This is a genomic window from Rariglobus hedericola (genome assembly GCF_007559335.1).
Lineage (GTDB): Bacteria > Verrucomicrobiota > Verrucomicrobiia > Opitutales > Opitutaceae > Rariglobus > Rariglobus hedericola.
This window is the reverse complement of sequence record NZ_VMBG01000001.1, coordinates 1,054,316-1,080,277: the sequence shown is the minus strand read 5'-3', so window position 1 is coordinate 1,080,277 and position 25,962 is coordinate 1,054,316. Positions and strand designations below refer to the sequence as shown.

The 25,962-nt window shown below is 60.8% G+C and carries 24 protein-coding genes; 6 read left to right on the top strand and 18 right to left on the bottom strand.

Translation table 11 applies throughout. The features are described 5' to 3' along the window. Positions 1-2: 2 nt before the first annotated feature. Together FPL22_RS04675 and FPL22_RS04670 are read left to right on the top strand one after the other, a co-directional pair. Positions 3-419: a substrate-binding domain-containing protein gene (locus FPL22_RS04675; RefSeq protein ID WP_144228942.1), complete on the top strand. Its 417-nt coding sequence runs from the start codon at positions 3-5 to the stop codon at positions 417-419. 108 nt (positions 420-527) lie between these two features. Continuing rightward, entirely contained in the window at positions 528-1,958 is a 1,431-nt protein-coding gene (locus FPL22_RS04670; protein ID WP_144228941.1) for a methyl-accepting chemotaxis protein, read from the top strand. A 145-nt stretch (positions 1,959-2,103) separates the two neighbouring features. Here the strand turns inward: FPL22_RS04670 and FPL22_RS04665 are convergent, their stop codons facing one another. The 13 genes from FPL22_RS04665 to FPL22_RS04605 all read right to left on the bottom strand — a co-directional run bounded on the left by FPL22_RS04665 (position 2,104) and on the right by FPL22_RS04605 (position 18,419). Beyond that, on the bottom strand, positions 2,104-4,602 hold the full coding sequence (locus FPL22_RS04665; protein WP_144228940.1) for a hybrid sensor histidine kinase/response regulator: 2,499 nt from the start codon (positions 4,600-4,602) through the stop codon (positions 2,104-2,106). Continuing rightward, positions 4,599-5,630: a PDC sensor domain-containing protein gene (locus FPL22_RS04660; protein WP_144228939.1), complete on the bottom strand. Its 1,032-nt coding sequence runs from the start codon at positions 5,628-5,630 to the stop codon at positions 4,599-4,601. The genes FPL22_RS04665 and FPL22_RS04660 overlap by 4 nt, the downstream gene beginning before the upstream one ends. Then, a complete protein-coding gene (locus FPL22_RS04655) occupies positions 5,627-7,144 on the bottom strand; it encodes a sensor histidine kinase (RefSeq protein WP_144228938.1) in 1,518 nt (505 codons plus the stop codon). The genes FPL22_RS04660 and FPL22_RS04655 overlap by 4 nt, the downstream gene beginning before the upstream one ends. Beyond that, positions 7,141-8,841 (bottom strand): sensor histidine kinase, encoded by a 1,701-nt coding sequence (locus FPL22_RS04650; RefSeq protein WP_144228937.1) that lies wholly within the window; start codon positions 8,839-8,841, stop codon positions 7,141-7,143. Before FPL22_RS04650 ends, FPL22_RS04655 begins: the two co-directional genes overlap by 4 nt. Continuing rightward, positions 8,831-9,013: a hypothetical protein gene (locus FPL22_RS04645; RefSeq protein WP_144228936.1), complete on the bottom strand. Its 183-nt coding sequence runs from the start codon at positions 9,011-9,013 to the stop codon at positions 8,831-8,833. Before FPL22_RS04645 ends, FPL22_RS04650 begins: the two co-directional genes overlap by 11 nt. A 107-nt stretch (positions 9,014-9,120) precedes the next feature. Then, positions 9,121-11,565 (bottom strand): ATP-binding protein, encoded by a 2,445-nt coding sequence (locus FPL22_RS04640; RefSeq protein ID WP_144228935.1) that lies wholly within the window; start codon positions 11,563-11,565, stop codon positions 9,121-9,123. Then, the gene (locus FPL22_RS04635) at positions 11,546-11,935 is read right to left on the bottom strand and encodes a hypothetical protein (protein WP_144228934.1); all 390 of its coding nucleotides are present in this window, start codon (positions 11,933-11,935) and stop codon (positions 11,546-11,548) included. Before FPL22_RS04635 ends, FPL22_RS04640 begins: the two co-directional genes overlap by 20 nt. Before the next feature lie 19 nt (positions 11,936-11,954). After that, on the bottom strand, positions 11,955-13,256 hold the full coding sequence (locus tag FPL22_RS04630) for a tetratricopeptide repeat protein (RefSeq protein WP_144228933.1): 1,302 nt from the start codon (positions 13,254-13,256) through the stop codon (positions 11,955-11,957). Continuing rightward, entirely contained in the window at positions 13,253-13,804 is a 552-nt protein-coding gene (locus tag FPL22_RS04625; RefSeq protein ID WP_144228932.1) for a hypothetical protein, read from the bottom strand. The genes FPL22_RS04630 and FPL22_RS04625 overlap by 4 nt, the downstream gene beginning before the upstream one ends. 220 nt (positions 13,805-14,024) lie before the next feature. After that, a complete protein-coding gene (locus tag FPL22_RS04620; RefSeq protein ID WP_144228931.1) occupies positions 14,025-15,182 on the bottom strand; it encodes a response regulator in 1,158 nt (385 codons plus the stop codon). Between the two features lie 21 nt (positions 15,183-15,203). Then, positions 15,204-15,734, bottom strand: a complete 531-nt coding sequence (locus FPL22_RS04615; protein ID WP_144228930.1) for a chemotaxis protein CheX — start codon at positions 15,732-15,734, stop codon at positions 15,204-15,206. A 214-nt stretch (positions 15,735-15,948) separates the two neighbouring features. Beyond that, complete coding sequence (locus FPL22_RS04610) at positions 15,949-17,505, bottom strand: sigma-54-dependent transcriptional regulator (protein WP_144228929.1); 1,557 nt, start codon at positions 17,503-17,505, stop codon at positions 15,949-15,951. 119 nt (positions 17,506-17,624) lie between these two features. Further along, a complete protein-coding gene (locus FPL22_RS04605) occupies positions 17,625-18,419 on the bottom strand; it encodes a two-component system sensor histidine kinase NtrB (RefSeq protein WP_144228928.1) in 795 nt (264 codons plus the stop codon). Between the two features lie 105 nt (positions 18,420-18,524). Here FPL22_RS04605 and FPL22_RS04600 point away from each other — a divergent pair, with 105 nt between their 5' ends. Continuing rightward, positions 18,525-18,887 carry a hypothetical protein gene (locus FPL22_RS04600; protein ID WP_144228927.1) on the top strand — a complete coding sequence of 121 codons (363 nt, stop codon included), beginning with the start codon at positions 18,525-18,527 and terminating at the stop codon, positions 18,885-18,887. 13 nt (positions 18,888-18,900) lie between these two features. On the opposite strand, the gene FPL22_RS04595 is transcribed toward FPL22_RS04600, so the two are convergent. The 5 genes from FPL22_RS04595 to fliD all read right to left on the bottom strand — a co-directional run bounded on the left by FPL22_RS04595 (position 18,901) and on the right by fliD (position 22,512). Beyond that, complete coding sequence (locus FPL22_RS04595; protein WP_144228926.1) at positions 18,901-19,272, bottom strand: hypothetical protein; 372 nt, start codon at positions 19,270-19,272, stop codon at positions 18,901-18,903. Between the two features lie 10 nt (positions 19,273-19,282). Beyond that, positions 19,283-19,702, bottom strand: a complete 420-nt coding sequence (gene fliS, locus FPL22_RS04590; RefSeq protein ID WP_144228925.1) for a flagellar export chaperone FliS — start codon at positions 19,700-19,702, stop codon at positions 19,283-19,285. A gap of 11 nt (positions 19,703-19,713) precedes the next feature. Then, positions 19,714-19,995: a hypothetical protein gene (locus FPL22_RS04585; RefSeq protein WP_144228924.1), complete on the bottom strand. Its 282-nt coding sequence runs from the start codon at positions 19,993-19,995 to the stop codon at positions 19,714-19,716. A gap of 112 nt (positions 19,996-20,107) precedes the next feature. Continuing rightward, on the bottom strand, positions 20,108-20,773 hold the full coding sequence (locus FPL22_RS04580; protein WP_144228923.1) for a hypothetical protein: 666 nt from the start codon (positions 20,771-20,773) through the stop codon (positions 20,108-20,110). A gap of 2 nt (positions 20,774-20,775) precedes the next feature. Beyond that, on the bottom strand, positions 20,776-22,512 hold the full coding sequence (gene fliD / locus FPL22_RS04575; protein WP_144228922.1) for a flagellar filament capping protein FliD: 1,737 nt from the start codon (positions 22,510-22,512) through the stop codon (positions 20,776-20,778). A 246-nt stretch (positions 22,513-22,758) separates the two neighbouring features. Here fliD and FPL22_RS04570 point away from each other — a divergent pair, with 246 nt between their 5' ends. The 3 genes from FPL22_RS04570 to FPL22_RS04560 all read left to right on the top strand — a co-directional run bounded on the left by FPL22_RS04570 (position 22,759) and on the right by FPL22_RS04560 (position 25,866). Beyond that, on the top strand, positions 22,759-23,559 hold the full coding sequence (locus FPL22_RS04570; protein ID WP_144228921.1) for a flagellin: 801 nt from the start codon (positions 22,759-22,761) through the stop codon (positions 23,557-23,559). A gap of 288 nt (positions 23,560-23,847) precedes the next feature. Beyond that, the gene (locus FPL22_RS04565; RefSeq protein WP_144228920.1) at positions 23,848-24,642 is read left to right on the top strand and encodes a flagellin; all 795 of its coding nucleotides are present in this window, start codon (positions 23,848-23,850) and stop codon (positions 24,640-24,642) included. A gap of 117 nt (positions 24,643-24,759) precedes the next feature. Next, positions 24,760-25,866, top strand: coding sequence for a glycosyltransferase family 2 protein (locus FPL22_RS04560; RefSeq protein WP_144228919.1), 1,107 nt, complete (start codon positions 24,760-24,762; stop codon positions 25,864-25,866). Positions 25,867-25,962: the final 96 nt, after the last annotated feature.

The following is a 25,962-nucleotide window of genomic DNA, read 5'->3' as shown; positions in this document are numbered from 1 at the left end:
CCATGTCCCGTTATTTTTTATTCCTCGCTCTTCTGCTCGGCATGACCGCCGCGGCACGCGCTGACGACGTGGCCTTTATCGTCAATCCCCAAGGTGCCGATGCGTCGCTTTCAGCAGACGATCTCAAAGCTGTGCTGCTGGGTAACAAAACCAAGTGGGACGGCGGCGGCCTCATCAAGCTGGCCGTGCTCACCGCCGGACCAGCGCATGATTCGGTCATGCAGACCTATGCGCAGCGTTCCGCCGACCAGTTTGAAAAATATTGGAAGAAACTGGTTTTCACCGGCAAGGGCTTCATGCCGATGCAGGCCGCCGACGAGGCAGCCATGATCGAGTATGTCGCCAAGACACCGGGTGCACTGGGCTATGTATCCGCCTCCGCAGTCACCGACCGCGTGAAGGTGCTTTCCATCAAATAACCCCTCATCCCGTCGCGCTGCATTCCGGTAGGCGTGCCCCCCTTGGGGGCATGCAGGCAGGGCCGTGCGACGGGTTTAATTTTTTAATCCGTCCGTAACTCACCCATCATGTCCCGTTCCTTTAGTATTGGTCTTAAAATCGCCGCCGCCGTTTCGGTGTTTGCGCTCGGTTATACGCTGACCGTCACCCTCGGCACCATCGGGGACCTTCACAAGGAAGGAGAGCTCATCCTGCTGGCCAACGAGGCCGTGCCTGGTGCGCTTGAGATCCGGGAAGCCCGTTTCGTTTTCGACGCGGCTGTGCAGAATCACCAGAACGCGATGCTCACGGGCGATGCCGATATGCTCGTGTCGGTGAAAACCGCAGCCGCGCACACGGCCGATTTGTTGAAACTGGCGGAACGCCATCACATCGCGTTGGATTCGGGGACCGAAGAGGTGAAAACCGCAACCGACGCGCTGCAGTTGTTTACGGAGCAGGCACAGCCTGTTTTTGCCGCCGTGGCGGCGAAAGGCGCCGCTGATGCCGAGGTGCAAAAACGCATTGCCGATTTCAACAGTGTCGTGGGAAAGACGGTCAAGGCGCTGGCTGCTCTCGAGCAGGCGACCGTGCAGGAACTGACCAACGATCTCAAGTCGATGAAGGACGAATCAGGCCGTCAACGCCGGCTCAATTTCATCGTGTTTGGCGCATCGCTGCTGGTGGGTGGAGGTGCCGCCTTTCTGATCGCCCGCTATCAAGTGGTGCGGCCGGTTCTGCGTCTCTCGGCCTCGTTGGGCCAGGAGACCGAGGGTGTGCGCAGTGCCTCCGCACAATTTGCACAGGCCAGCATCTCGCTGGCGACCGGGGCTTCATCTAGCGCGGCCGCGTTGGAGACCAGTTCCGCCGCGTTGGAGGAAATCTCCAGCGTCACCTCGGCCAATGCCGATCGCGCCGAGCAGGCACGAGGTCTTTCCAGCCGTGCGCGCGATGCCGCTGAAGCGGGCACCACCGGGATGGCCGAGCTCAGCGGTGCCATGGCGGCCATCCGCACGGCATCGGATAACATCGCGGCGATCCTCAAGACGATCGACGAGATCGCGTTTCAGACGAACATTCTTGCGTTGAACGCGGCGGTCGAGGCGGCCCGTGCAGGGGAGGCGGGTGCGGGATTCGCGGTGGTGGCCGACGAGGTGCGGGCGCTGGCGCAACGCAGCGCTGCTGCCGCAAGAGAGACCGCTATCAAGATCGAAGACGCTCAGAAGCGCAGCGCCACGGGTGCGGAACTGACCGGAAAAGTGGGTGTTAATTTGGGTGAAATTGTCGCCCGCGTGCGTGAGGTGGCGGATATCATCACCGAGATCGCGGCTGCTTCCGTAGAGCAGCGCACCGGGCTTGGCCAAGTGGCGCGCTCGGTTTCGGATCTGGACAAACTTACCCAGCAAAACGCGGCCATGGCTGAACAGACATCGGCTTCGGCCAACGAGCTGACTCGACGCACAGATGCCATGCGCGACGTGGCGGATTCGCTCGATCGGGTGGTGCGGGGCGGAGTCTAGTTCATCTACGAAAAGATACGGATCAAACGGCCCGGCTTATGCCGGGCCGTTTTGCTTTTCATCGTTCCCGCTGGAATGAGGAGGCCGGGGGGCGTGTGTAAAGCGAAGAGACATATTCCGAAGAGCGATTTATCGGAAGCGGGGTTTATGGAGATGATCGCTCATCGGTCAGGATCTCCATGATGCGGGTGTAAAGCATCCTCAGGCTTATGGGCTTGGCGATGTAGTCCGTGGCACCGGCGTTCAGGCAGAGTTCGCGGTCGCTGGGCATGGCCAACGCGGTCACCGCAATGATCGGAATGGCGGCGAGGACGGCATCGGGCAACGAGCGGATGTTCTTGATCGCCTCGATACCGTCCATCACGGGCATTTGCACATCCATGAGCACGATGTCGGGTCGCAGGCTGACGGTTTTTTGAACGGCGACCGCTCCGTTTTCGGCGATCTCCACGCGGCAACCCATGATCTGCAAGTAGTCGCGGATGGGGATGATGTTGAACTCGGTATCCTCGGCGAGCAGGACGAGGATTTTGCCGGCAGCTGGGTCAGGAACAACCAGTGAAGACTCTTCTGGATCAGCGAACGGTGGGTTCGACAGCGGCGGCGCGGGTGGCGCGCATAGCGGCAGAGTGACGGTGAAGCAGGAACCCTCGCCGGCGGTGCTGGTGACATCGATGTTCCCGTGGTGGAGGGCGACCAGTTGTTTGACCAAAGCGAGACCGAGGCCGGTGCCGCCGTATTCGCGCGCGAGACGGGCATCGAGTTGCACGAACGGCTTGAAAATACGCGCGAGATCCGTGCTGCCAATACCGATGCCCTCATCCCACACGCACAGGGTAACGTGGCTGGAGGTGGCTTCGACGCGCAGACCTAGACGGCCGCCAACGGGGGTGAACTTGACGGCGTTACCAAGCAGGTTCACCAAGATCTGCTGAAGTCGGCGACCATCGGCACTAACATAAAGCGGGCTGGAAGGCAGCTCGACCGAGATGGATTGCCCCCGTTTCGTTACCATGGGCTGGATGACTTCCAAGGCGCTGTTGCAGAACGCGCCGATCTGGCAGGGGACAAGTTGCAGGTCTTCGCGGCCGGACTCGATTTTGGCGAGGTCGAGGATGTCATTGATGAGCGAAAGCAGGTGGCGACCACTGGTGAGCACGAGATGCAGGTAACGATCCTGCTTGTCGCTGAGCGGTCCGTGCAGGCGTTCGATCAGGGATTCGGAGAGACCGAGTATGGAGTTGAGCGGTGTGCGCAATTCATGGCTCATCATCGCTAGGAAGGCGCTTTTGGCCGTATTGGCTGCCTCGGCGTCGCGGGCGGATTGCTCGGCGCGCCGCAGGGTTTCCTGGAGCCGCGACTCGGTTTCCTTAAGCGGGGTGATGTCGACGAAGGAACAGAGCCGGTAGTGGCTTCCGGATACATTCAACTCGCCGCTCGTCGCGAGCACATGCCGGACGCTCCCAGAGCGAAGGCTGATCTTCACTTCAAAGCCGGCGCCGGCGCCCGCCCTGAAGAACGCGGCGGTGGAAGCGGGCGGGAGGATGGTGTCGATCGGCTGCCCGAGGACCTCATCTGCGGATATACCGAGCAGGGCGATGGCGGAGGCGTTTACCTCAGTGATGCGGCCGGTGTGGGAATGAATGAGCAGGATGCCGCTTTGGACCGTGTTCAGCACGGTCGCGATGCGCCGCCGGCTGTCTTCGAGCTGGATCTGGTTGCGCAGAGAGTGCCGGGTGAAGAGATAAAAAACCGCAAGGAACACCAGAACGAGCACGCCGGCCATGATGGCGAGCAAGTTGAGGGCGTCGCCCGCGGGACCGAGCACGGTTTGCTCATCGATGGAAATCATCACCAAGCCGCGCCACGTCTCGAGGCTCGCAGGTGCGTAGGCGGATATGAAGTGATGAGATTCTCCATCCAGCATGACTTCATAGAATCCGCGGCCCTCGAAGCCTTCGCTCGCGTCGTTCTGCAATGCGAGGGTATCGGACGGGGTGAACACGGGGGCAGCGGCCGCCCGGCCGTTATTACGAGTGGCCACCACACGTCCATCGGTGTCGAGCAGTCCGGCCCAGAAACCCGGATGACTGAGTGAAAACGTGGTGAGCGCCTCGGTCCAGAAAAGGCGCGGGTCGACCACGGCGGAAACGTAGGCGCGGATGGATCCGGTTCCCTCCTGGATGACGCCGCCGATGATGATTTTTTCTGGCGTCGCCGTGGGGAGGCCGGTTTCCGCCAGAGGGGAGAGATGGAATTCGTTTTTCCCGGTTAATGTCAGTGAGCGGCTTTGTCCGTCGGGACCGGTGACGATGAGCGTGCGAAGCAGATTGGGATTGAGGGAAAGAAACCGGCGCAGCGGCACCAACGTCGCGGACGAAACCTCTCCATGGTCGAGCAGGCGCTCGTAAGGCAGATTGGTGAGGGAGAAAACGAAATCCTCGTGCACGCGCCACAATTGATCGGAGACTTGTCGCGAAATACCAAAGGCAAGCTGGCGGGCTTCGTGGGACGCGCGCTGGCGTTCGTGATCACGCAACTGGCGATTGATGATGAACGCGCCCGCGATGACCACACCCAGTGCCACGGCGGCAAGCAAGGCGGCCGGCCATAATACGGATTTGGGTGAGGCGGTGGAGTTCACCGTGCGTGGTGAGGTGACGATAATTCGATTACGATCCAGCCTATCGCGGTGACCGGGGCGGCGCAGGCGATGTGCGGGCGGCCATTCAGCTCGAGTTCGATGTGGGTTTCGTGTCCGTCGAGCAGGCGCCTCGCGAGTTCGCGAATCGGGCGCAGGGTGCTCTTGCGGATGTTGTATTCGTCCGGTCTGAACGTATCCAGCTTCACGGTCTCGAGGTATTTATGGTTCCGCAGAGGTGGCATCTCCAAATCCTGGATGGCGGCCTCGGTGGCGGCGACGATCACGCCTGAACGGGATATGATCACGACGGAATCGTCGGATTTACTGAAGTAGAGGTCGACCAAGGCGGAGATGCTCACGTCGAGTCCGGCCACGCCCTCCAGCACGCCGTCGACATATACCGGAGCGATGGCGCTGACCATCCAGCCACCGCCGGCGGGATCGACGTAGGGTTCGTCGACCCAGACGCCCGTTTTACCCGGGTTGTGCACGGCATCGGCGAGGTAATAAAAGTTGAACTCAGGTATGTTCATGCGCGCCGGAAACTGGGCGACCACGTCGAGCCAGGGATACATGCGGTTGAGCGAGTGACGGTCGTTGTAGTAGGCCTGGCAGATCGCGGCATTGTCACGGCACAGGCGCACGAGTTCGGGATCGATCGCCTCGGTGAAATACGCCACTTCGCGAACCTCGGGCGTGATGGGAACCACGGCGGAGATCCACAAGGATGCGCCACCGGTGTGCGTCTTTTTATAGAAAGAACCGTCGGGCGAAAACGCGTAGAGAGACGCATCGGCCAGGGCGGCGAGTTCCTTGCGGCGCGGATAAAGTGCGGCGACTTGGGCGGCGAGTTTTTCAACTTCGGTGCGAACGTGGAGAAAGTCCGTGTCGAGCTTCTCGGCGACGAAGGAAACTTCGTGGGAAACGTCGCTTGTTTTATGGGCGGGATTGCATGCTACCAGCAGGCAGGAGAGACCGAGCATAATGCCGGCGGCCGGGAGGAGTGAACGGAAGTGAAGGCGTATCATGCGGCGACGACGGTGGCATTTTCTTTAAATTCCACGAAGAACGTGGCGCCCTCGCCGGGGCGACCATCGGCCCAGATACGACCGTGATGTGCGCCGATCAGACGGGAGATAAGGGAAAGGCCGAGTCCCATGCCGTCGCATACCTCCGAGCCGGGAAGACGTGAAAAGGAGCGGAATAGTTTTTCAGCATGAGCGGAATCGAAGCCGACGCCGTTGTCGCGCACGTGGATGGCGGTGCCGGTCGCGGTGGTCGTGGAGCCGATCTCGATGACGATCGCCCGATCCTTGGCGGCGTATTTGATGGCGTTGGAAATCAGATTGTAGAACACGCGTTCAACCAACGGTGCGGAGGCGAAGATCAGGGGGAGCGGGCCCACGGTGATCGTAGGGCGCGGTTTGGGCACAAAGGAGGCGAGTTTCCACGCTAGTTTTTCAAGAATGGGACGTGGATCGATGGCTTTGTCGGGCAGGCGCGCGTGGTGGTCGTCGGATGCCATCGTGAGGATGTTGGCGATCATGTCTTCCATCATGCCGCTGGCTACGAAGGCTTCCTTGATCATGGAGCGAGCCTCTGCGGAAACGGGTATGGCGCCGTCCGCGAGCATCGACAGGTAGGCGCGGATTACAGACAGAGGAGAGCGCAAATCGTGGGATACAAACGCGGTGTAGGAGAGCAGTAGCTCGTTGGCGGTTTCGAGTTGCGCGGTGCGGTCTCGCACGAGGGCATCGAGCCGGGTGTTCAACGTGACGAGTTCTTCACGTGCGCGCACCTCGGCGGTGATGTCGTGAAGGACAAGCAATGCAAAGACGTGGCCGTTTTCCTTGAGGCGCGTTGACTTGACGGAAAAGACGCGGGCGCATTCTGAGAAGGAGACGGAGAACTCGGAAGCGGGGCCCGGGGTATCGTCGCGGCAGGTGATGGCGATGATTTCCGCGAGTCGGGCGGCGGCATCGGCAGGCATGCCAGTGAAGAGTGGACGGTTTTCCACCGGAGAGACATCAAGGGGCGCGAGCAACGCGGCGGCGAGATCGTTGACTGCGGAGATAACTCCGTCGGGGGAGACGATGACGATGGCCGACGGTGTGATGGCAAAGAGGCGCTCAAAGCGGGCGCGTTGTTCGGCGATAACCCGGAAACGATTGAGCCGGGTGATTGTGCGCACACGCGCGCGGAGTTCCGCGAAGGCGTAAGGTTTTGAAATGAAGTCATCGGCTCCGGCGTTGATGCCGACGAGGCGCGATGCCTGGTCGTTCAGCGCCGTGAGCATGATGATGGGGACGGGACTGAGACGCGGATGGGCTCGGATGTGACGGCAGACGGCAAAGCCGTCCATGTCGGGCATCATCACATCCAGCAGCACCAGATCGGGCACGATTTTTTCAGCAAGCAGCAGTGCCTCGGCACCGTTGGTCGCGAAGTGGAGATGGTAGTTGGGTTCTCGGGAAAGAACGGCTTCGAGCGTGACGCGATTGGCCTCCTCGTCGTCAACGATAAGTATGCGTATCTTGGTCATGGCTGGAACGGAGGGGCGGGCTGCGGGGGTGAAGCGGACGGGAGATCGAGGGTGAACGTGCTGCCTTTCCCCACGGTGCTTTCTACACTGACGTGCCCGCGGTGGAGCCGGGCGATGCGTTCGACGAGCACGAGACCGAGGCCGGTTCCTGAAAACCGGCGGGAGAGGGAGGCGCCGACTTGGGAAAACGGTTTGAAGAGCCGGTCGAATTTATCGGCGGGAATACCTGCTCCGGTATCCTTCACGGAGATCATGATGCCACCGGGACGGACGCAGGCGGCGACCACGATGCGACCGCCGGGCAGGGTGAACTTGATGGCATTGTGAATGAGGTTGTGAAGGGCCTGCATCAGCAGACCGCGATCTCCGTAAAAGATAAGGTCCGCGGGGGCCTCGATTCGCAGATCCAGTTTGTTTTCACGAGCCGACAAGGCCAGCGCCACGACCACGGCGTCACACAGGGAATCGGCGTGAATCGCCGTCATGACGGGCAGGCTGCGGCCCGAGTCCAGACTGGCTAGGTCAAGGATGTCGTTGATGAGCGCGAGGAGCTGTCGCCCGCCGCGATTGATCAGCTCCATGTAGCGACGGATTTTTTCCGGATCGAAGGAAGGACCCGACTCCAGCAGAGACTCGCTGAGACCGAGCACGGCGTTGAGCGGGGTGCGCAACTCATGGCTCATGGTGGCGATGAAATCGCTCTTGGCCTGGTTGGCGGATTCGGCCGCGGCGTGCGCCTCGATCAGCGCGGCCTCGGTGGCTTTCATGGCGGTGATGTCGACGAAGGTGCCTGCGAAGCCGAGTGTGGCTCCCGTGTTGTCGCGTCGTATGCCCGCGCGCCCCAGCGCCCAGCGTGACGTGCCGTCGGCGTGCAGGAAACAAAGCTCGTCCTGACACACTGTTTTCACGCCCCGGATGAGTTCATCCGCGTTTTTTACCCATCTGCATTTCAGGTCAGGATGAAGGAAGTCGGTCATCGGGCGGGCCAGACAGGCTGCGGGGTCGTGGCCGGTGAAACCCGCCCAGGCCGGACTCAGTCGCGTGATGTATCCCGAGGCATCCACGCGGAAAACCACCTCGCTTACATCTTCGAGCAGCAGGCGGTATTCAGCGGCGAGCTCGTCACTTTGACGTTTGTAGTTACACCGTTCGAAGGCGGCGCCGAAAACCCGGGCGGCGACCCGCAGGCAACCGAGAGTGTCCTCGGTCCAGACGTTTTTGCGTTCGCAGTGATCGAAGCCGATGAATCCCCACACCGCGCCGTGCGTGAATATGGGCATGACGGCGAGCGAGCAGATGGTCTGCGCCAGCAGAAGTGGCTGTTCCTCGAACGGGAAATCGCAGACGTTGCCGCTGATGGCGTGGTTGGCGGCGAGTTCTTCAAACCAACGTCGGCAGCCGACGTCGGCGAAGCAGAAATTCTGCAGTTCGGGGTTGTCGATCTGTGAGATGACGCCGGGGCGGCACCATTCGTGGAGTTGGGAACAAAGGGTTTCGCCTTCAATTTCCCCGGGGTGAAAGCGGAAGACGTAGGCGCGGTCCACCTCGACGCTTTCGCCAAGAATACGGAGGGCGTCGGTGAATGCATCTGCCTCGAGGTTACTGTTGAGAATGCGTTCGGCGGCAAAGCCGGTGGCCGTTAAAATACGCTCGCGCCAGCGAGCGAGGGAAGCGTCGTCAGGGAAGTCAGACTTCATGGCTTTCGGTGCCGGTCAGACGAAGCCGGGCGGGCTTGATTAAGTCGCTCACGGGCGTGCCAACGGCTTCGTCATCGTCGGCGACGAGAACGTGCTCCTTGCGAAAAGCCGGCTGGCTTGGGTTCATATCGCACGAAACCTGAGGGATCCGGTCATCACGGCGGTTGGCCATGCGGGCAGGCGCGAACAGGAAGGTTTAAATACCTATGATCGGACCAGCAAACGCGAACTTGAGGGGAAATGTGCATTTCCCCTCAGAAAAAATCCTGGCGAATGAAGTTAACCCTCCAAAGGCAGGGAAACCGGTGGCGAGTCCAGCGTCTCGCGGACTTTGCGGGCGAGGCTGTCCATGGTGAACGGCTTTTCGAGAAAAGGCAGGTTGTAGTCGGCCACGGCCTGCACGGTCGCGGTGTCGCCCAGATAGCCGGACATAAACATCGGCCGAAGCCCCGGCTGGAAATGGGCCTGGATGTGGCGGGCGAGTTCCAAGCCGTTCATTTCGGGCATGATCACGTCGCTGAGTAACAAGTCGAAGACGCTGTCGGGATTGTCCTGATAGAACTTCAACGCCTCGACGCTGCCATTAAGCACCGTCACTTTATAGCCAAGCGATTCAAGAATCGCTTGGGTGATGTGCCGGATGGCTTCGTCGTCCTCCACGATGAGGAGGCGTTCCTTGCCGGTGAGCGTGTATTGTTCGGATTCCAGAAAGAACTGGGCGCGGGCAGAATCGATGCGCGGGAGGAACAAGTGGAAGCTGGTGCCTTTGCCGGGAGCGCTTTCGAAAGTGATGAAGCCGTTGCAGTTTTTTACGATGACGGCGCACGTGGCGAGGCCGAGACCGGTGCCGCGACCGACGGGCTTGGTGGTGAAGAATGGCTGGAAGAGCTGGGATTTAACCGTCGCGTCCATGCCGATGCCGGTGTCGCGCACGGTGAGCTGCACGTAGTTGCCGGGCGCCAGCTGGTGCGTGTTCGCGCCGGTGACCTCCAAGCCCTGGATGATCAATGAAAGCACGCCGTTCTGCGGCATGGCATCGCGGGCGTTGAGGCAGAGGTTGAGGACGACCTGGTCTATCTGGTTGCGATCAGCTTCGAAGCAGGAGTCTTCGGGCAGGAAGGTGACATCGAGCGTGACGTTTTCGCTGAGCAGGGAACGCACGAGATCGCGGAGATCGGCGATGACGCCGTTCATGTCGAGCACCTCGGGTTGCAGAACCTGTTTGCGGCTGAAGGCGAGGAGTTGCCGAGTGAGCGAACTGGCACGGGCGGTGGCTTTCAGAATCTCGGAGGTGCGTGCCTTCAGTTGCGGAGCGATCTCGGTGAGCTCGTCGTGCAACATGTCGCCGTAACAACGCACGGCGGTGAGCAGATTGTTGAAGTCGTGGGCGACGCCGCCGGCGAGCTGGCCGACGGCCTCCATTTTTTGGGATTGAAGGAGCTTCGTTTCGCTTTCCTGCAGGGCCAGTTCGGCGAGGTTGCGCTGATGAACGGTGCTGATGGTCGTCACGAGCGCCTGGAGCACGTCGAACGCTTCGCGACCGAAGGAACGCTGCTCGGTGCTCAGACCGGTCAGGAAGCCGACGATGCGCACGCCGTTGTTGATCGGAGCGGCGAGGGCGCTGCGCACATTAAGGGCGGCGTGATTTTCACGACCGGGGAAAATGCCGGCATCGTCATCGAGCCTTAAATGATTATCGCCGGAAATGCGCGCTTCACCGGCGGTCATGGGCCCGTGCTGAAAACCGTTGGGCAGGCCGCTGGTGAACATGGGCACCAGTTGGTCGGAGTCCATCGGATCGAACAGGAGGACTTCGCTGTAATCGAGCTGGAGTGTATCGCAGAGCAGGCGGGTGGCCTCCTGCTTGATTTCCTGAATGGTGTGCTGGCTGAGGGCGTAGCGACCGAAGCCGGCGAGCGCGGCCTGCGTGATGGCGCGGTAGGCGAGGAGGGTCTCGGCCTCGTGTTGATCGCTCACGTCGAGACCGGAGCCGATGTAGCCGGTGAACACGCCGTCCTCCTCGTAATGCGGGATGCCCTGGCAGGTGATCCATCGATAAAGTCCGTCGTGACGCCGGAGACGAAAATCGAGACGGAACGGATCCCGTTTTTGGAAACAGTCACCGAAGGCCTTGCGAAAACGGTCGCGATCCTCGGCGGGCAATCCCTGAAACCAGCCATGATTGATTTCGGTATCGAAAGAACGGCCGGTGAACTCGAGCCACGGGCGGTTGAAGTGGATGAAGCTGCCGGTTTCGTCGGTGATCCACACCAGGGCGGGTGCGGAGTCGGCGAGGGTTTTGAAGCGCGTGTCCATCGACCGGCGCGGTGTGCCGCTGCGCAGATTGTTGAGGATGCGTTCGAGCCGCAGGAGAAACTGTGAAGGATCGCGCAGTGAGAAAAAATCATCGGCGCCGCAGCGAAGGCAGGCGACGACATCCTCGCTGTCATCCGAGTGGCTCAGCGCGACGATGCGACGTCGCGACAACCGCGGATGCAACGTGCGAATGAGGTAGGTGAGTGATTCGCTGTCGCTCAACGCGGTGAGAAAAATCGCGTCGGGCTTTAGCGTTTGGATGGCTGTGTCCATCGCAGCCACCGAGCTGACGACGATCAGGTTGGGCACGAGACCGCTCGCCTGCAGACGGCCGATCAGCGCGTTGTCCGTGGTGAGCAGCGCGATCCGGTGAGGGCTGGGCAGAGAGTCAACCTGAGTGTTGCTCATAGAGTTTTTGCAGGCGGCTCGCGGGCGGTGGCGTGACCGGCGCGACGGTGCGCGCGGGGCCCAGGCTGTGGCGAAGGACGAGCTGTTCGTTTTCGCGTTGCAGGTGGAGAATTTGGAGCAGGCGTCCGCGGGCCTGTTCAACGACGGCGGCGCGGCTGGCGCGGGCCTCGGGATCGGCGGGAATCGCGGAGGCGGCACCGGTGCGCAAGCCCGCGAGACTGGCTTCAAGACGGTCGACGAGGGCTTGATGACGCTGCAGCAACGCGAGGTCGGGCACGCGCTGGTGCTGCTTCAGGAAACGGTTTTCCTCCAAGGCGAGTTGATGAAGTTCGTCACAAATCTGCAGGTGGTCGCGAAGGAGGTCCGACATGGGGCGTAGGGATAAATAATCAGGGGGTGGTGGAAGCGACGGCGGGAGGCGAAGACGTGGAGGGCGTGCTGAAAAGCATCAGTCGTTTTTCCGTGGGTTCGAGCCAGTCAAGGTGCTGTATCCGCCAAGTAACCATGGTGGTTATATCGGTGGAGACGGCGGAGTTTCTGGTGCTATCAGCCGACGGGAGACGCAGGGAGTCAAGGATGCTCTGATACGTCGCGCGCGCGAGTTCAGGTTGGTGCAGACGCTCCTGACAGAGACCGATCTGGTATTGCACGGGAAGAAGCCAGTCGGGCGGGCCGCCGAGTTCACGCAGGCATTGATAAATGGCGAGTGCGGTGGTGATTTCGCCCTGTTCGTAGAATTCGTTGGCTAGCTGGTTGCCGGTCTTGCGCTGCCAGTAGCTCCACGTCTTGGGATTGGCGTCGGTGCGGGATTTTTCGATTTTTAACAGATCCATCGTGGCGGCGAGTGACTCCTGATTTCGGCCGAGCCGGCGCAATGAAACGGAAAGCAGATAACGGGACTCGGGCGCGTCTTCGCCTTCCGGATAAAGCGACAGGTAGGCGCGGAGTTGAGTGACGGTTTTTTCGAAGTCGCCCTTCAAGTTAAGCGAATATGCGGATTTGAAAGCGGCGCGTGCACGATCGGCAGGAGCCAGATCGAGCAGGCGCAGACGGGAGAAAAAACGATAGGACTGCTCGTAATCGCCGGATTGGAAATAAGTCTCGGCAATTTCGAACTGAGCGGTGCGGGCGAGCTGGCGGTAATTATCGGAGCCCTCCTCGGGAAGTTTCAACGTGGAGTTCAACACGCTGTAAAACCGGGCGATGGCCAGTCGATGTGCGCCGAGTGCGCGCAAGCAGCGACCGAGTTCCAGATAAACCACGGGGAGTTGTTCATCATCGGGATATTCTTTGATGTAACGCTCGTAAACGGCGGTGGCTTTGGTGAGCCGGCGATCACCACGATACACTCGAGCGAGACCGAGAAGCCCGGCCCGGACTTGGGCATTGGTCGCCAACCGGCCGGCGGCGAGCACCTGACCGTAGGCGAGTTCGGCGGACGCCCAGTCCTGCTGCTGACTCTTGGCCTCACCGATACGAAGCAAACTCGCGATCTCCTCGGAGGTGGCGGCGGGCGTGGTGGCGTGAGCTTCACTGGGCGCAGATTTCTCCGGTCCATGCTCGGGCGCGGCGTGCGTCGGCGCTGACTCAACCTCGGCGTGAGGCACCGGAGCAGCCGCGTGCGTTTCCGTGCTGGCATAAATGGCCGGCACGGAAACGAGACCACCGAGAATGAGGAGGAACGATTTCATTTTTGCTGATAGGTGGCTGAACTGGGCGGGGGCAGGGTGTTGGGCGGTGCCGGTCGTGCGTATTGAAAATACATCAAGACATCCTCGGCGCGGATATCGCGGGGTGTGTCGTCCGGCAGGATGGTGACTCCGGGCACGCCGAGCGGTGCGACCACGGGTGGAATAACATCCGGGCTGGTTTCAGCGGGATTAACCGTTGCCGGAGCCGCGGGTGCGGTGGTGAGTGCGGCGTCGTGGTTGCTGGCGGCGATTTCCTCGGTGATGCCGGCGGGATGCGGTGGTCCCACGATGTGGGCGGTGCGGTGGGCGACATCGCCGATTTCCACCGGCTCGGCAAACCGGAGCGGGGGTGGCAGGCAGACGAGCAGATAAGGAGAGGAGAGCGGCGCGGGAGACGAGCGGGCAGCGCCGGCATCACTGCGGACGCGCGGTCGCGTCGTGAGACTGCCGGCGCTCGCTTCCTGGATGCACGCGGGCAGGAGCGCGCAAACCAGCAAACGGACCAACTGACTCTGCAGAATGGGCGTGTGGTGTTCAAAAATATACATGATGACGTTTCCGGTTAGGAGACGACAATCGACCTGCGCTCGTAATCGGCCCGCAGTGGCGGTTTCTGAAGGACGAAATCCATTTAAGGTAACTGCCTTTCGACGTCATCGGGCCGCGGACGTGGATAACAAAAAACCCGCGCCCTCAAAAAGAGAGCGCGGGGTCGCAGGGTCGGGCGGATACCAGTCGGATATCGCCCGAAAGGGATGTGGGTTAAAATCAACCGGCGGTCGCCAGCACGGGGGCACCTTTGTTGAGCTGGGCCTTGGCGTCCTCGACCGAATCGACGAATTGCCAACCCTTCGTGTCCTCGAAGCCCTTGCACTCGGTGACGATCTGGCTGTTGCCAACCAGGACGTATTGGAGGGCAAGCTCGCGGAACGTCTGCATGGTGGTGAACAGCAGTTTGATTACCGTCATGTCGAAGTGCTTGAGAGCATGAAGATCGACGACGACCCGGCAGATGCCGCTGTCAACGGCGTCGGCGGTCTTGGGCTTGAGGTATTGGGTGACCTCGGCGACGACCCCCGGGGTGGTGTTTTCCGGCAGGCGCATGAGCAGGATGTTGTCCTCGGTCGCGAAATAACGCTCGGACGTGTCGAGATTCATGGCCTTGGCGATCTTGGCCTCAAGATCCTGGGCCTCGATGGGCTTGGTGACGATGGAACTGAAGCCGACCTGCTGGGCCTGCTGGAGCACGGTGGTGTCGGTCTTCACAACGAGACCGAAAATGGGCGTGTATTTGGTCTTCACGTTGGTGCGCAGAAGGCGGAACAAGGTGAAGGCGGCTTCATCGGGCAACGACAGCGAGATGATGACGACATCCGGCGGTGTCTTGCTGCAGTGATCGATGGCCTCGCCAGTGGTGTTGACGCCGATGATTTTCCACGGGGTGTGTTTAATGCCATCCTGGATCTGCTGGACGATCGCGGGTTTGTCCTCGACGACGAGGATGCTGGCGGGATCGAAGATGCTTTTGGCCTTGGCCTGGGCACCATCGCCGATGGGCTTGAGATCGATGATGCGACCGACCTTCTCAACGAGGAGCTCCTCCTTGAACGGCTTTACGATGTAATCGCGCACGCCGATCTTGGCGATTTTGAGCACGTTGTCGCGACCGCCTTCCGCAGTGAGCATGATGACGGGAATGCCCTTGAGCGCGGGGTCGGACTTGAGCTTGGTGAGCATCTCGACGCCATCCATGACCGGCATGGTCACATCGAGCAGGATCACATCGGGAGATTCCTTGGCGGCAGTGGCGAGACCCTCGACGCCGTTGGCGGCTTCGATGATGTCACAATCGTAGGACTTAAAGGCCTTTTTGACGATGATACGGACGGTTTTGGAATCGTCCACAGTGAGGATTTTGTAGCGCATGTTGGATACAGCTTAAAAGGTTCAGTCGCCCTGTTTCATGAGAAGGTCGGCCACCAGGATGTTGGTGCCGATCTTGAAACGGTAGATGCGACGTGAGGCGGATGTGATCGGTTCGATGGAGAAATTACTGCCGCGGAGAATGGACGGGATGGTGAGCTTGCATGGGTAGCCGTGGTCGCAGAGCTGGTTTTTAAACACCCCGACGGTCATGTTGGTGACCTCGCCCACCGCATCGTTGACGACCTCATCGCCGGATTCCTCGAGTTCCTCCTCGGTCATGCCGAGTATGTGGCCGGCGAGTTGGTTGGCGAATGGAGCGCTCATATAAAGATAGATGAGGCCGGAGATGTCGCCGATGAAACCGACGGTGCCGACCACCAGCTGGCCCTCGATCAGGATGTCGCGGGTGTTCTCGGTCGCGTCGTGCGCAGCGGTTTGCGGCTCCTCCGCCAGCAATGCGGTGGCATTGAACATGGTTTTAAAAACGTTCTGCACCGCGTGGGTGATGGTATCTTTAAAGACCGATTCGCTGATGTGATCGCTCGTAGGCATGTTGTATGGGTGAAAAAGATGGGGCGCGGATGGTGCCTCATTTAATCGGCCGGATTACGCCGGATTTAGTGAAATCTTGGATGTGTGCGCATTTTCTTGCGCAGGCATGAGCATTCCCCCGCGTTTCCACATGCTGGAAAACCAGCGACGCACGACCTTCCCGGGCGCGCCATCAAGGCAACGCTCCGGTCACTGTATGTCCTGAGAAGACCACTTAACTATCGTCGGCGACCAGTGCGTTTTCAGGCAGATCACCGCTGGCGCGGTATTCCTGAAGTTTATTACGCATGGTGCGGATCGAGATGTTGAGCAACTCGGCGGCGCGCGTGCGGTTGCCGCCGGTCGATACGAGCGCAGCGAGGATGGCGCGCTTTTCGAGCTGATCGAGGGGGATGACCTCGGCATCGAGCGACGGGGCGGAGGCCGGCTCCAGGTCCGACAATACCGGCGTCGTCATTTCCTCGGATTCAGGAGCTTGGGCTTCGCTTGGCGTGAAGGGAGTGCCGGACGCGGGCGAAGCGCTAAAGGGCGCGGCGGGCCACGGGGTTTCCGACGAGTTGGGGGTGGACAACGGAATGGGCACGCCAACGAGAGTGGCGGCGCGGGGCAGCGATGGCAGGCCGAGATTGGTAGTCGATACGGGGCGGCCCGATTCGGAGAGAATCACGGCGCGCTCGATCGTATTTTGCAGTTCACGCACGTTGCCCGGCCACGGGTAGGACTGGAGGGCGGCGCGCGCCTGATCGGAGAAACCGGGGAGCTTGATGCCATGCTTGCGGGAGAAACGCTGAAGGAAGGCCTCGGCGATCACCACGATGTCATCGGGCCGCTCGCGGAGCGCGGGGACGTGCACGGGGAAAACGTTCAACCGGTAATAAAGATCGGAGCGGAAAGAGCCGCGCTCGACGAAATGGAGCAGGTCGCGATTGGACGTGGCGAGGATGCGCACGTTGACCTTGATCGTCTTGGTGCCGCCGACGCGCTCGAACTCGCGCTCCTGGAGGACGCGGAGAAGTTTCGCCTGAAGGTTGGGGGGGATTTCGGAGACCTCGTCGAGGAGGAGCGTGCCGCGATTGGCGAGTTCGAAGCGACCCTCGCGACGTTCCGTGGCGCCCGTGAATGACCCTTTTTCGTGACCGAAGAGTTCGCTTTCGATCAGGTTCTCAGAGAGAGCAGCGCAGTTGACCTTGATGTAGGGCTCGCCCTTGCGTTGCGAATGACGCCAGAGGGCGCGGGAAACCATTTCTTTGCCGGTGCCATTTTCTCCGGTGATGAGCACGGTGGCATCGGTCGGAGCAACGCGCAGCACGAGCTGACGCAGGCGGTGCAACGCGGTGGAACGTCCGAGCATGTCGCCTTCGGCTCCGCTTTGTTCGCTGAAGTAGCGGTTGACGCTCATCAGCTGGCGGAACGACTCGGCCTTCTTGAGGAGAATATCAATCTGCGAGGGCGCGAACGGCTTGATAAGATAATCGAAAGCGCCGGCGCGCATGCAGCCGACTGCGCTCTCAATGCTGCCGTGGCCCGTCATCATGACGACGAGCGGTTTTTCCGGCAGGCCCATCACGCGTTCAAGAAACTGTTGTCCATCGCCATCGGGCAGACGCACGTCGAGCATGATGAGGTCGAACGTGTCGCGGGCCAGCAGGGCCTCGGCCTCGGCAAGCGTGCCTGCAATGCTTACGATGTATTTTTTGCGCCCGAACAGTTCCGCGAGGATTTTTTGAAGGAGGGGTTCATCGTCGAGGACAAGAATACGTTCGAGGGACATGGAGCGAGGATGGCCGGAGGAGTTGAAGAGAAGCGGACAGACCCAGTGATTCGCTGGAGCAAATCGAGGGGCGGGGACTCACGCAGTATCTTGTCGCGAGGATTTTTTTCAATCTGCTTTTACGCCGTATTGACATCAGTGTAGGCCCGGGCGTCCGCCAGTTGGCGTCTAGTGTGTTCTTCGGTTGTTTCGGGCATAAACGATGCGTGCTCGGGATCGCTACACGTCCAAGGCAGCCAGATTTTGATGCGCGTGCCGCATTGCGGAGCGGAATCAATTTCGAGCCGGCCGGCGTGGGCCTGCACGATGCCATGCACGACCGAGAGACCGAGGCCTCGCATGCCCGTGGCGGGGTGTCCGGTGAAAAAGGGCTCGGGTCCTCGCGTGCGCATCGCCGTGTCCATGCCGGAGCCGTTGTCTTCCACGCTCAGGCAGAGCAGCGGGGGCGAGGCCTCGGCGTGCACGGTCGTGCGCAATGTGATCGTGCCGCGATCAGCGGGCAGGGCGACGCGCGCGTTTTGCAGCAAGTGCTGTAGCGCCAGGATGAATTGGGCTGCGTTGAGGGGCAGAATCACTCGTTCGTCGCAGAGCTCGACGCGCACCTGAATCGTGACCGGCCACTGCCGGGTGGAATGAGCGACACTGTCGCGAATCAACGTGTGCAGATCCTGTGCACTGCGCGGACATTCCTGGGTTCGCGCGAAAAGTTGTAGTTGATAAACAACGTCGGCACCGCGGGAGGCGGCTTGCGTGATGAGGTTCAAGGCCTCGTGCAGGCGCACGGGATTGGCGACGAGATCAGGAATCAGCTGCGTGTAGCCCAGCACGATGGAAAGCACGGTGTTGAACTCGTGGGCGACTCCGCCCGCGAGTGTGGCGAGGCTTTCGTTGGGAAATGGAGGAGTCGAGGACACGATCGCATGAGGCTGCCAACACACGCAGATCGGACGATTGGCGGAAAACTTGAGAAAGAATTTAATTTTTATTCAGACGTGCCGAATACAGGGGACGACCTGCCCATGAATGATTCCCTGTCTCCACGGCTGTTATCTCTCCTCTCATTGATCGAGACGGCGTTGGGCGATGGGGTTCCTTCTGGAGCCGTGATTCGCTCGGCGGATTATCGCAGCGGCGTGGCTCGCATGACATTTGCCGGAAGTGCCGGCGGAATCGTGCTGCAAAACTATCAACTGGCGGACGGCCAGCTGTGCGTGCGCGTGGTGATGCGGCACGCGGACTCCGCGCGATCGGCGGAGACGATTGAAACCGCGATTTATCCCAAGTCGGGACCGTTTGATTGGTCGGCCGAAGCGAAGCGCATTGCGCAAACCTGGCTGGATCGAGCCGCGCAAATTGACGCGCCGGCGATGGTTTCGGCTTAAGCCGGAACCGGAATCAACCGCAGGCGGCAAACGCCGGTCGGGTGTCGGTGTGAACACGCGATGCGACGTAGGCGGGTCTCAGTGCACGGGCCCGGTCGCGAGCGGCGTCCAGGCCACCGAGCTCATCACGCATCGTTTCGAGCAGATGCATGAGACGCACGCGACGTTCACTGCGGGAGGCGACCAAGGATTGTCCGCGGGTGCGGAGGACATCGTCGACCGGTTCGGCGGTCAGCGTGACCACGCGTTGCACCAGCGGCTCGGCGGAACGTTCGAGTGCGAGAAAAGCGATGCCATCGCGGGCCGCCAACGCGCCGTCTTCACGCACTCCCAGTTCTTCGAGGGATTGCAGAAGGCGGCGGAGCGTGGCGGCGGGGGACTTCATCGTGCGAACATCAGGCGACGCTGCAGACGGGCTCGTTGGCGCTTTGTTTCAGGAGCATCTCGGCCCAGCCCGAACGTAACTGCCCGAGGAGGCCGATGACCTCGTTAAGCGGCTCAGTGGATTTCTGTAGATTGGCCTGCATGAGGCGGCGGATGTAATAATCGTAGAGCCGGTCGAGATCGCGGGCGTAATCACCGCCGGCGTTGAAATCGAGATTGGCGCGCAGTTCGATCAGGATGTTCTGAGCTTTGACGATGTAAGTATGCATTCTCTGGATGCGCACCGTTTCATCGGATTCGGAGTCAGCATCGATCGCCTGGTTTATGAAGCGGGTGGCTCCATCATAGAGCATGAGAACCAGATTGCCCGGGTTCGTGGTGAGGACGGCCTGGGCCTGATAAATGCGGGCGAATTCGTGGGCGTGATTCATGGATGGATGGATCAGGCTTCGTTGGAGAGGTCTTGCGACTGCACGAACAAGCGGGCGATATCTTCGATGATGGCGCGGGGCGGATAGTTGGGATCGGCGAGGAGCGACTTGGCGTTTTCGACGGCCTCGGGGCGCACTTCGGGGAGCGCGGCGAGGGCTTCGCGCAGCGAAGTGCTGGCGCTGGTGTCGAGCGTGTCGTTTTCCTGGATGGCCGGCGCCGGCTTTGCGGCTGGGCGGCTGGTGGCGGGCGTAATCTCGCCCGGTTGGGAAGATTTGGACGTAGAGTGGATCATGATGTGGTTCCTATATGGAACGGTCAGCCCTCGACTGGAAATACAGGGAACGCCGTTAGGTTGGTTACGATAGATGATTTCGGCACGGAGACGGATAATCTTTAGCTCAATTTCAACGGGGCGGCAGCGTGGCCCAAGTTGCCGAGGCAACGTAGTCGGCGAAGGCCGGCGGATTTTGCAGCACTGTATAGCTGAGATCGCCGGGGGTGGCCGTGGCGGAACTGCGGCCGAAATTGTGAGCGCGGGCGGAATTGGCGACGGAGGGTGTAGAGGTGGAGAAAATATTATCGAAGTTCCACAATGCTTCGCCGGTCGCGGCATCAACGAGGCGTGCGCGCAGGCCGAGCACCAAGGGCGGGTAGGGCGAGTAGGCGGTCGCGTCGACAAAGAGAATCGCCTCGGCGCCGGTGGCCGCGGCCACCTTCTTGAGGAAATTAGCCGGTAACACAGAGGTGGATACAAAATTCGGACGGCCGGTGAGGTGGACGACGGCGTCCCGATCGAACGGAGTCACTTCGGCGCGCGCGGCACGTGTGAGCGTGGCGGCGAGGATGCGATCCAGGTTGCGCAAGGTGTCCTCGGTGAGTTGCGGATCGGTGCCGGCGCACGGGAGAATGGCGATGCGACGGAGAGATTCCGGCAGGCGGGCGACTCCCTGGACGTTGGCCGGGGTATAAAACGGGCCGGACTTGGCGCCGTCGGTTTTGATGACGGACGAGCAGGCTGTGAGCGTGAACAGTGCGGAAGCGGCGAGGAGAATGCGGGTGAGCGGGGGCATTATTAAGAAGAGGATGAGGTGGACGAGAAGGCCTTGGTCAGCTGGGTCTGCATATTGTTGTAGGACTGCTGGGCGTTTTCCATGGCGATGAAACTGGCGGTCAGTAATTCGCGTTGCTGGTCGAGCTGGCGTTGGATGGCGGCAATCTGGTCATCGATGCTTTTGTTGTTGGCGGTGATCTTCGTGAGTTGGTTGTCGATGTAGCCTTTTCCAAAGTCGGTGCCGGCGATGAGATCGACGGACGCTTTGATACGCGCGGCGAAACCGGTCGAGGACGTGCTGAAAAAAGCGGCGACGTCATCCGGGCGGTTGGTGAGTGCGGCATCAAGTGTGGACTGGCTTTTAATGGTGAGTTCGTTCGTGCCCGACGTGAAGTCGATACCGAGTCCTTCCAAGCGGCTGATGGTGCTGTCGAGTCCGTCGATTCCGGCGAAGGCATTGCGACGAAGTGTCTGCGACCAGGATTGAACCTCGCGCTCGTTGGACAGGGTTGCGGCGGTGACCTTGCCGTTGACGGAAGTAATCTTCGTCTGCTCCTCGATAAAACTCTGCACAGAGTTAAAGGCTGAGATGAACGCGTTGATTTTGCTCTTCATCGCGGCGGTGTCACCGCTCACGGAAACGGTGTCGGTGCCGGTGGCGCCGACGGTCAGCGAAAGTCCGTCGATGCCATGACTTCCGGAAGTCACGGTGTTGGTGGCGCTGATCAACTCGGGGCCGTCGTTGATGGAGTAGAGGGCGTTTTTACCGCGCTCGACGGTGGAGGCCGTCAAGCCGAGGGCCCCGAGCAAGCCGCCGCTGCTTTCGCTGATGAATATACCCGAGTCGCCGGTGGTTTTATTAATGAGTGAAACGCGATCGGTGGCGGCGTCGTAGGAAGCGGATACACCGGCGCTCGATGCGTTGATGCGCGCCATCACAGTCTTCAAGGAATCGGTCGTGGTGTTGTAGGTGATCTCCACGCCGTTGATCGTGAAGCTGCCATTGCCCGAGCCATCGACGGCGGTGATGGGCGTGCGCAGGCCGGCGGCATCGAGGCGGGTGGTTTGTGGAAGTGCACCGAGTGAAGAACTGCTGGCAACGGTGGCGGTGCCGTTGTTGGCGAGGCGCAGGGCCGAAAGAAAATTAGACGTGTCGTTGGCCGCGCCGAGTGTGATGGGACCGCCGCTGCCGGTGAGCGTGATTTTATCGGTCGTGGAATCGTAGGCGCCCGTGACCGTGCCGCCGGTGGCGGTCGAAATCGCGTCGAAGACGTCCTGCAGCGAATCGGCCAGATCGATGGTGATTTGATTGCCGTTGATGGTGAAAGTGCCGGCGGTGACGGGAGCGCTCAGCGGCATGGTCGAAAGAGTGATGCCTGAAACGTCGTTTGAGGCGCTGATGCCGGTGGCGATATCGGTCGTGCCGCGCAGGCGGCTGGCGGTGGCGAGCTGGGTGACGGCGATCTTGTAATCACCGATGGCGGTGCCGGTGCCGGCGGCCGCCGACCAGGTGGTGGCTGCCGAAGAGAGTTTAGCCGTGCGCGAATAAAACGAAGTGCTGTCAGTGAGGGCGTTGATGGAGCTTTGCAGCACTGTCATCTTGCCATCGAGCGTGCTGAGGGCGTTGGACTTGCTACTGTTCTTGGATTGTTCGGACTGAAGGCGGGTAATTGGCGCGCTGGAGTATTCGATCGTGGAATCGATGAAGGTTTTCCAATCGAAGCCTGAGACGAGTCCGGAGAGTTGGTTGGTGGCCATGGCGCGTGGAGACAGTATAAAGACAACTTGAGTTATATCGTCTATCGGCCGTTACCGAGTGGTATTAAGGGCTTTTTCCCTCGTGCATGAGAGGAGATCGAAAAAACTTTTGAGTTTGTTTAAAGTTTTCCCGACACCGGACCGTTAGCAGGTATGTCAGCGCAAGGATGTGCTGATGAATCGGGTCGGATTCACCACCGGCCACGTCGCCCTACGGAAAGGGCAGTTTAATCAAGGAAGATTACCATGTCTGTCGTTATCAATAGCAACTACGCAGCGACCGTTGCCTCGAACAACCTCGCCAGCTCGTCCGCCAACCTCCAGAAAAGCCTGAACCGTTTGTCCAGCGGTTCGAAGATTGTCAGCCCGGCCGATGATGCCGGTGGTCTGGCCGTCTCCATGCGCCTCTCTGCAGCCGCCCGCCGCTCCGGCGCCGCCGCAATCAATGTCGCCAACTCCGGTTCGCTGCTGCAAACGCAGGACGGTGTGCTCAAAGTCGCCGGCAAGGTGATCGAGCGTATCGGCGAACTCAAAGTCCTCGCCACCGATCCGACCAAGAGCGCCACGGATATCGCCAACTACGATACCGAGTTCTCGCAACTCAAGCTCCAGCTGACCTCGCTGGCCGCCGAGAAGTTCAACGGAATCAATCTCTTTAACAACGCGCTCACCGCCCAAGTCAGCGAAGATGGTTCGCAGACGGTCGCTCTCTCCGCGAAGAACCTCGCCGGCAACGCCGGTGTGACCGCCATCAACGGCGCGGCCAATCTCGCCGCCGTGACGATCACCAACATCTCCGCCGCCACCGATGGCATCGCGACCTTCCGCGCCACCAACGGCGCCGAACAGAGCCGCCTCGGTTTCGCCGCCGAAGTGTTGACCACCAACAAGGCCAACCTCGAGGCCGCCAACAGCCGCATCGTCGATGTGGACGTGGCCGAGGAGTCCACGCAGCTCGCCCGCTGGAACACCCTCGTCCAGGCCGGCACCGCGATGCTCTCGCAGGCCAACCAGAGCGCCCAGACCGCGCTCAAGCTGCTGCAGTAAGCAGCCGCTGATCGCTCCGGCCCGCGCCGCCTCTAACGGGGCGCGGGCGGAGTCCCTCACATGACGGATGCCTGCGGTGCAGCCGCGGCACGCCCCTGACCTCGCAGCGGGACGACGCGCCATGCGCGTTAGTTTTTCCAACGAGTTTACAGCCCTACCACTGAGGCTGACACCCCTCGCAGGGTGACACTTTCCGGACTCATGTCCGGATTCGGCCTGACCCGGTCCGCTTTAATCCGGGTTCGTGGCGACGACGGACAGTCGCACTCATCAAGGAAAGATACTACCATGTCAGTCGTCATTAACAGCAACTACGCGGCCTCCGTTGCCTCCAACAACCTGGCCAGCTCCTCCACCATGCTGCAAAAGAGCCTCAACCGGCTCTCGAGCGGATCGAAAATCGTAAACCCCTCCGACGACGCCGGTGGTTTGGCCGTCTCCATGCGCCTCTCCGCCGCCGCCCGCCGTTCGGGTGCAGCTTCCACCAACGTCGCCAACTCGGTGTCCTACCTGCAGACGCAGGACGGCGCCTTGAAGGTCGCCGGCAAAGTTCTTGAGCGCGTCAGCGAGCTCAAGGTCCTCGCCCAAGATCCCACCAAGAGTTCCACCGACGTGGCGAACTACGATACGGAGTTCTCGCAGTTGAAGCTCCAGCTCACGTCCCTTGCGGCCGAAAAGTTCAACGGTATCAACCTCTTCGCCAATGCGCTCACTGCGCAGGTCAGCGAAGACGGTTCGCAGACTGTTGCTCTCTCGTCCAAGGCTCTCGCCACTGGCACCACCAGTATCACGGGTGCGGCCAATCTCGCCGCCGTGAGCATCACCCAGATCAACACCGCCATCGATGCAACCGCCACGCTTCGCGCCACCAACGGTGCCGAGCAAAGCCGCCTCGGGTTCGCCGCGGAGGTGTTGACCACCAACAAGGCCAACCTCGAAGCCGCCAACAGCCGCATCGTCGATGTGGATGTGGCCGAGGAATCCACGCAGCTCGCCCGCTGGAACACCCTCGTCCAGGCCGGCACCGCCATGTTGGCACAGGCCAACGGGTCCGCCCAGACCGCCCTGCGTCTCCTTCAGTAAGGAGTAGCCGGGATAGATAACGCCAACAGGCAATCGACCAAGTGGCCCCCGCACGTTTCGAGCGTGCGGGGGTTATTTTTTTCCAAGGTGTGCCGATAAAAGAGGGACAGTCTTTCCATGAACTCCGCACCCCGTCTCAGCCTCTGCATGATCGTGCGCAACGAAGCCGCGAATTTGCCCGCCTGCCTCGACTCCGTCCGGGACCTGGCCTCCGATATCGTGGTCGTTGATACCGGCTCGACCGATTCCACCTGTGAAATCGCCCGCCAACATGGCGCGCGCATCATCAATGCGGAATGGACCGGAGATTTTTCCTCCGCCCGCAACCTCGCCCTCGCCGAGGCGCGCGGGGAGTGGATCCTGGTGCTCGATGCCGACGAAGTTCTCCCCGTGGCCAGCCGCATCCGCATCCACGAAATGATTTCGAGCCCTGCGCGCTCCGCCTATAACCTGGTTCAAAAAAACGAACTTGCCGCCACCGGTGCGCATGTCTCGGTGCACATCGTGCGGCTGTTTCCCCGCGATGCGCGCGTGCGTTTCGAGCGGCCCATTCACGAACAGGTCAACACGAGCCTGGAGCGCGCCGGTATCCCGATCATCGATACGAATATTGTGTTTAATCATTCTGGTTATGCGTCGTCCGCCGTGCTGGCTGGCAAGACCGAGCGTAACCGCCGCATCATCGAAGATGCACTGCACCGTGACCCGGACGGCGATCCGAACCTGCGTTATTTTTACGCCTCCACTTTTTTCGATACGCAGCAGTTTTCCCAAGCCGCCCGCGAATATGAAGAATGTGCCCGCCGCTCCCGCGCCAGCCGCAAACGTCTCGAACGCGCGGCGACGCTCAAGGCGGCGCAGGCCTGGTTCTTCGCGGGAAAATACGACAAAGCTCGCGCCTTGCTACCCGACCATATCGAACCCGGCTTGCACCCGCTCGCTGCGCACTTGAAGGCTGAAATCGCGGTGCACGACGGCTGTTCGATCGACGCCGTCAAATGGCAGGAGTCGGTGCTCTCCGCGCCCGATGTTGCTTATCTACCCCCCGAGTCGCTCACCCCGCTGAAATTTAAAGCCGTGCTTTTCCTCGCGAATCACTGGGCCGATCTCGGACGCAAGGACATCGGCGTAAAACTGCTGCGCCTAGCGCAGGATATTTCCGGAGGCAAACGCGACGGTGCCAGCGCAACCCTCGCGGTCAGTTACCGTGAAGCCCTGGCCTAGCGGGCGCACCCGCGCCGATCCGAGAAGTAAGCCAGCGAAGGATTTCCGGTGCGCACTTAGCCGTTTTTTTGGAGACAACGCCCAAGTCAGTTTGTA

Bases quoted from the DNA above. Each gene is read 5' to 3' on its own strand.
- FPL22_RS04660 (WP_144228939.1), bottom strand. From the start codon at position 5,630: ATGATACGCCTTCACTTCCGTTCACTCCTCCCGGCCGCCGGCATTATG.
- FPL22_RS04630 (WP_144228933.1), bottom strand. From the start codon at position 13,256: ATGAAATCGTTCCTCCTCATTCTCGGTGGTCTCGTTTCCGTGCCGGCC.
- FPL22_RS04570 (WP_144228921.1), top strand. From the start codon at position 22,759: ATGTCTGTCGTTATCAATAGCAACTACGCAGCGACCGTTGCCTCGAAC.
- FPL22_RS04600 (WP_144228927.1), top strand. From the start codon at position 18,525: ATGAATGATTCCCTGTCTCCACGGCTGTTATCTCTCCTCTCATTGATC.
- FPL22_RS04645 (WP_144228936.1), bottom strand. From the start codon at position 9,013: ATGGCCAACCGCCGTGATGACCGGATCCCTCAGGTTTCGTGCGATATG.
- FPL22_RS04620 (WP_144228931.1), bottom strand. From the start codon at position 15,182: ATGCGCTACAAAATCCTCACTGTGGACGATTCCAAAACCGTCCGTATC.
- FPL22_RS04615 (WP_144228930.1), bottom strand. From the start codon at position 15,734: ATGCCTACGAGCGATCACATCAGCGAATCGGTCTTTAAAGATACCATC.
- FPL22_RS04580 (WP_144228923.1), bottom strand. From the start codon at position 20,773: ATGCCCCCGCTCACCCGCATTCTCCTCGCCGCTTCCGCACTGTTCACG.
- FPL22_RS04560 (WP_144228919.1), top strand. From the start codon at position 24,760: ATGAACTCCGCACCCCGTCTCAGCCTCTGCATGATCGTGCGCAACGAA.
- fliS (WP_144228925.1), bottom strand. From the start codon at position 19,702: ATGAATCACGCCCACGAATTCGCCCGCATTTATCAGGCCCAGGCCGTC.
- FPL22_RS04675 (WP_144228942.1), top strand. From the start codon at position 3: ATGTCCCGTTATTTTTTATTCCTCGCTCTTCTGCTCGGCATGACCGCC.
- FPL22_RS04670 (WP_144228941.1), top strand. From the start codon at position 528: ATGTCCCGTTCCTTTAGTATTGGTCTTAAAATCGCCGCCGCCGTTTCG.
- FPL22_RS04635 (WP_144228934.1), bottom strand. From the start codon at position 11,935: ATGTCGGACCTCCTTCGCGACCACCTGCAGATTTGTGACGAACTTCAT.
- FPL22_RS04650 (WP_144228937.1), bottom strand. From the start codon at position 8,841: ATGAAGTCTGACTTCCCTGACGACGCTTCCCTCGCTCGCTGGCGCGAG.
- FPL22_RS04585 (WP_144228924.1), bottom strand. From the start codon at position 19,995: ATGATCCACTCTACGTCCAAATCTTCCCAACCGGGCGAGATTACGCCC.
- FPL22_RS04625 (WP_144228932.1), bottom strand. From the start codon at position 13,804: ATGTATATTTTTGAACACCACACGCCCATTCTGCAGAGTCAGTTGGTC.
- FPL22_RS04610 (WP_144228929.1), bottom strand. From the start codon at position 17,505: ATGTCCCTCGAACGTATTCTTGTCCTCGACGATGAACCCCTCCTTCAA.
- fliD (WP_144228922.1), bottom strand. From the start codon at position 22,512: ATGGCCACCAACCAACTCTCCGGACTCGTCTCAGGCTTCGATTGGAAA.
- FPL22_RS04595 (WP_144228926.1), bottom strand. From the start codon at position 19,272: ATGAAGTCCCCCGCCGCCACGCTCCGCCGCCTTCTGCAATCCCTCGAA.
- FPL22_RS04565 (WP_144228920.1), top strand. From the start codon at position 23,848: ATGTCAGTCGTCATTAACAGCAACTACGCGGCCTCCGTTGCCTCCAAC.
- FPL22_RS04640 (WP_144228935.1), bottom strand. From the start codon at position 11,565: ATGAGCAACACTCAGGTTGACTCTCTGCCCAGCCCTCACCGGATCGCG.
- FPL22_RS04655 (WP_144228938.1), bottom strand. From the start codon at position 7,144: ATGACCAAGATACGCATACTTATCGTTGACGACGAGGAGGCCAATCGC.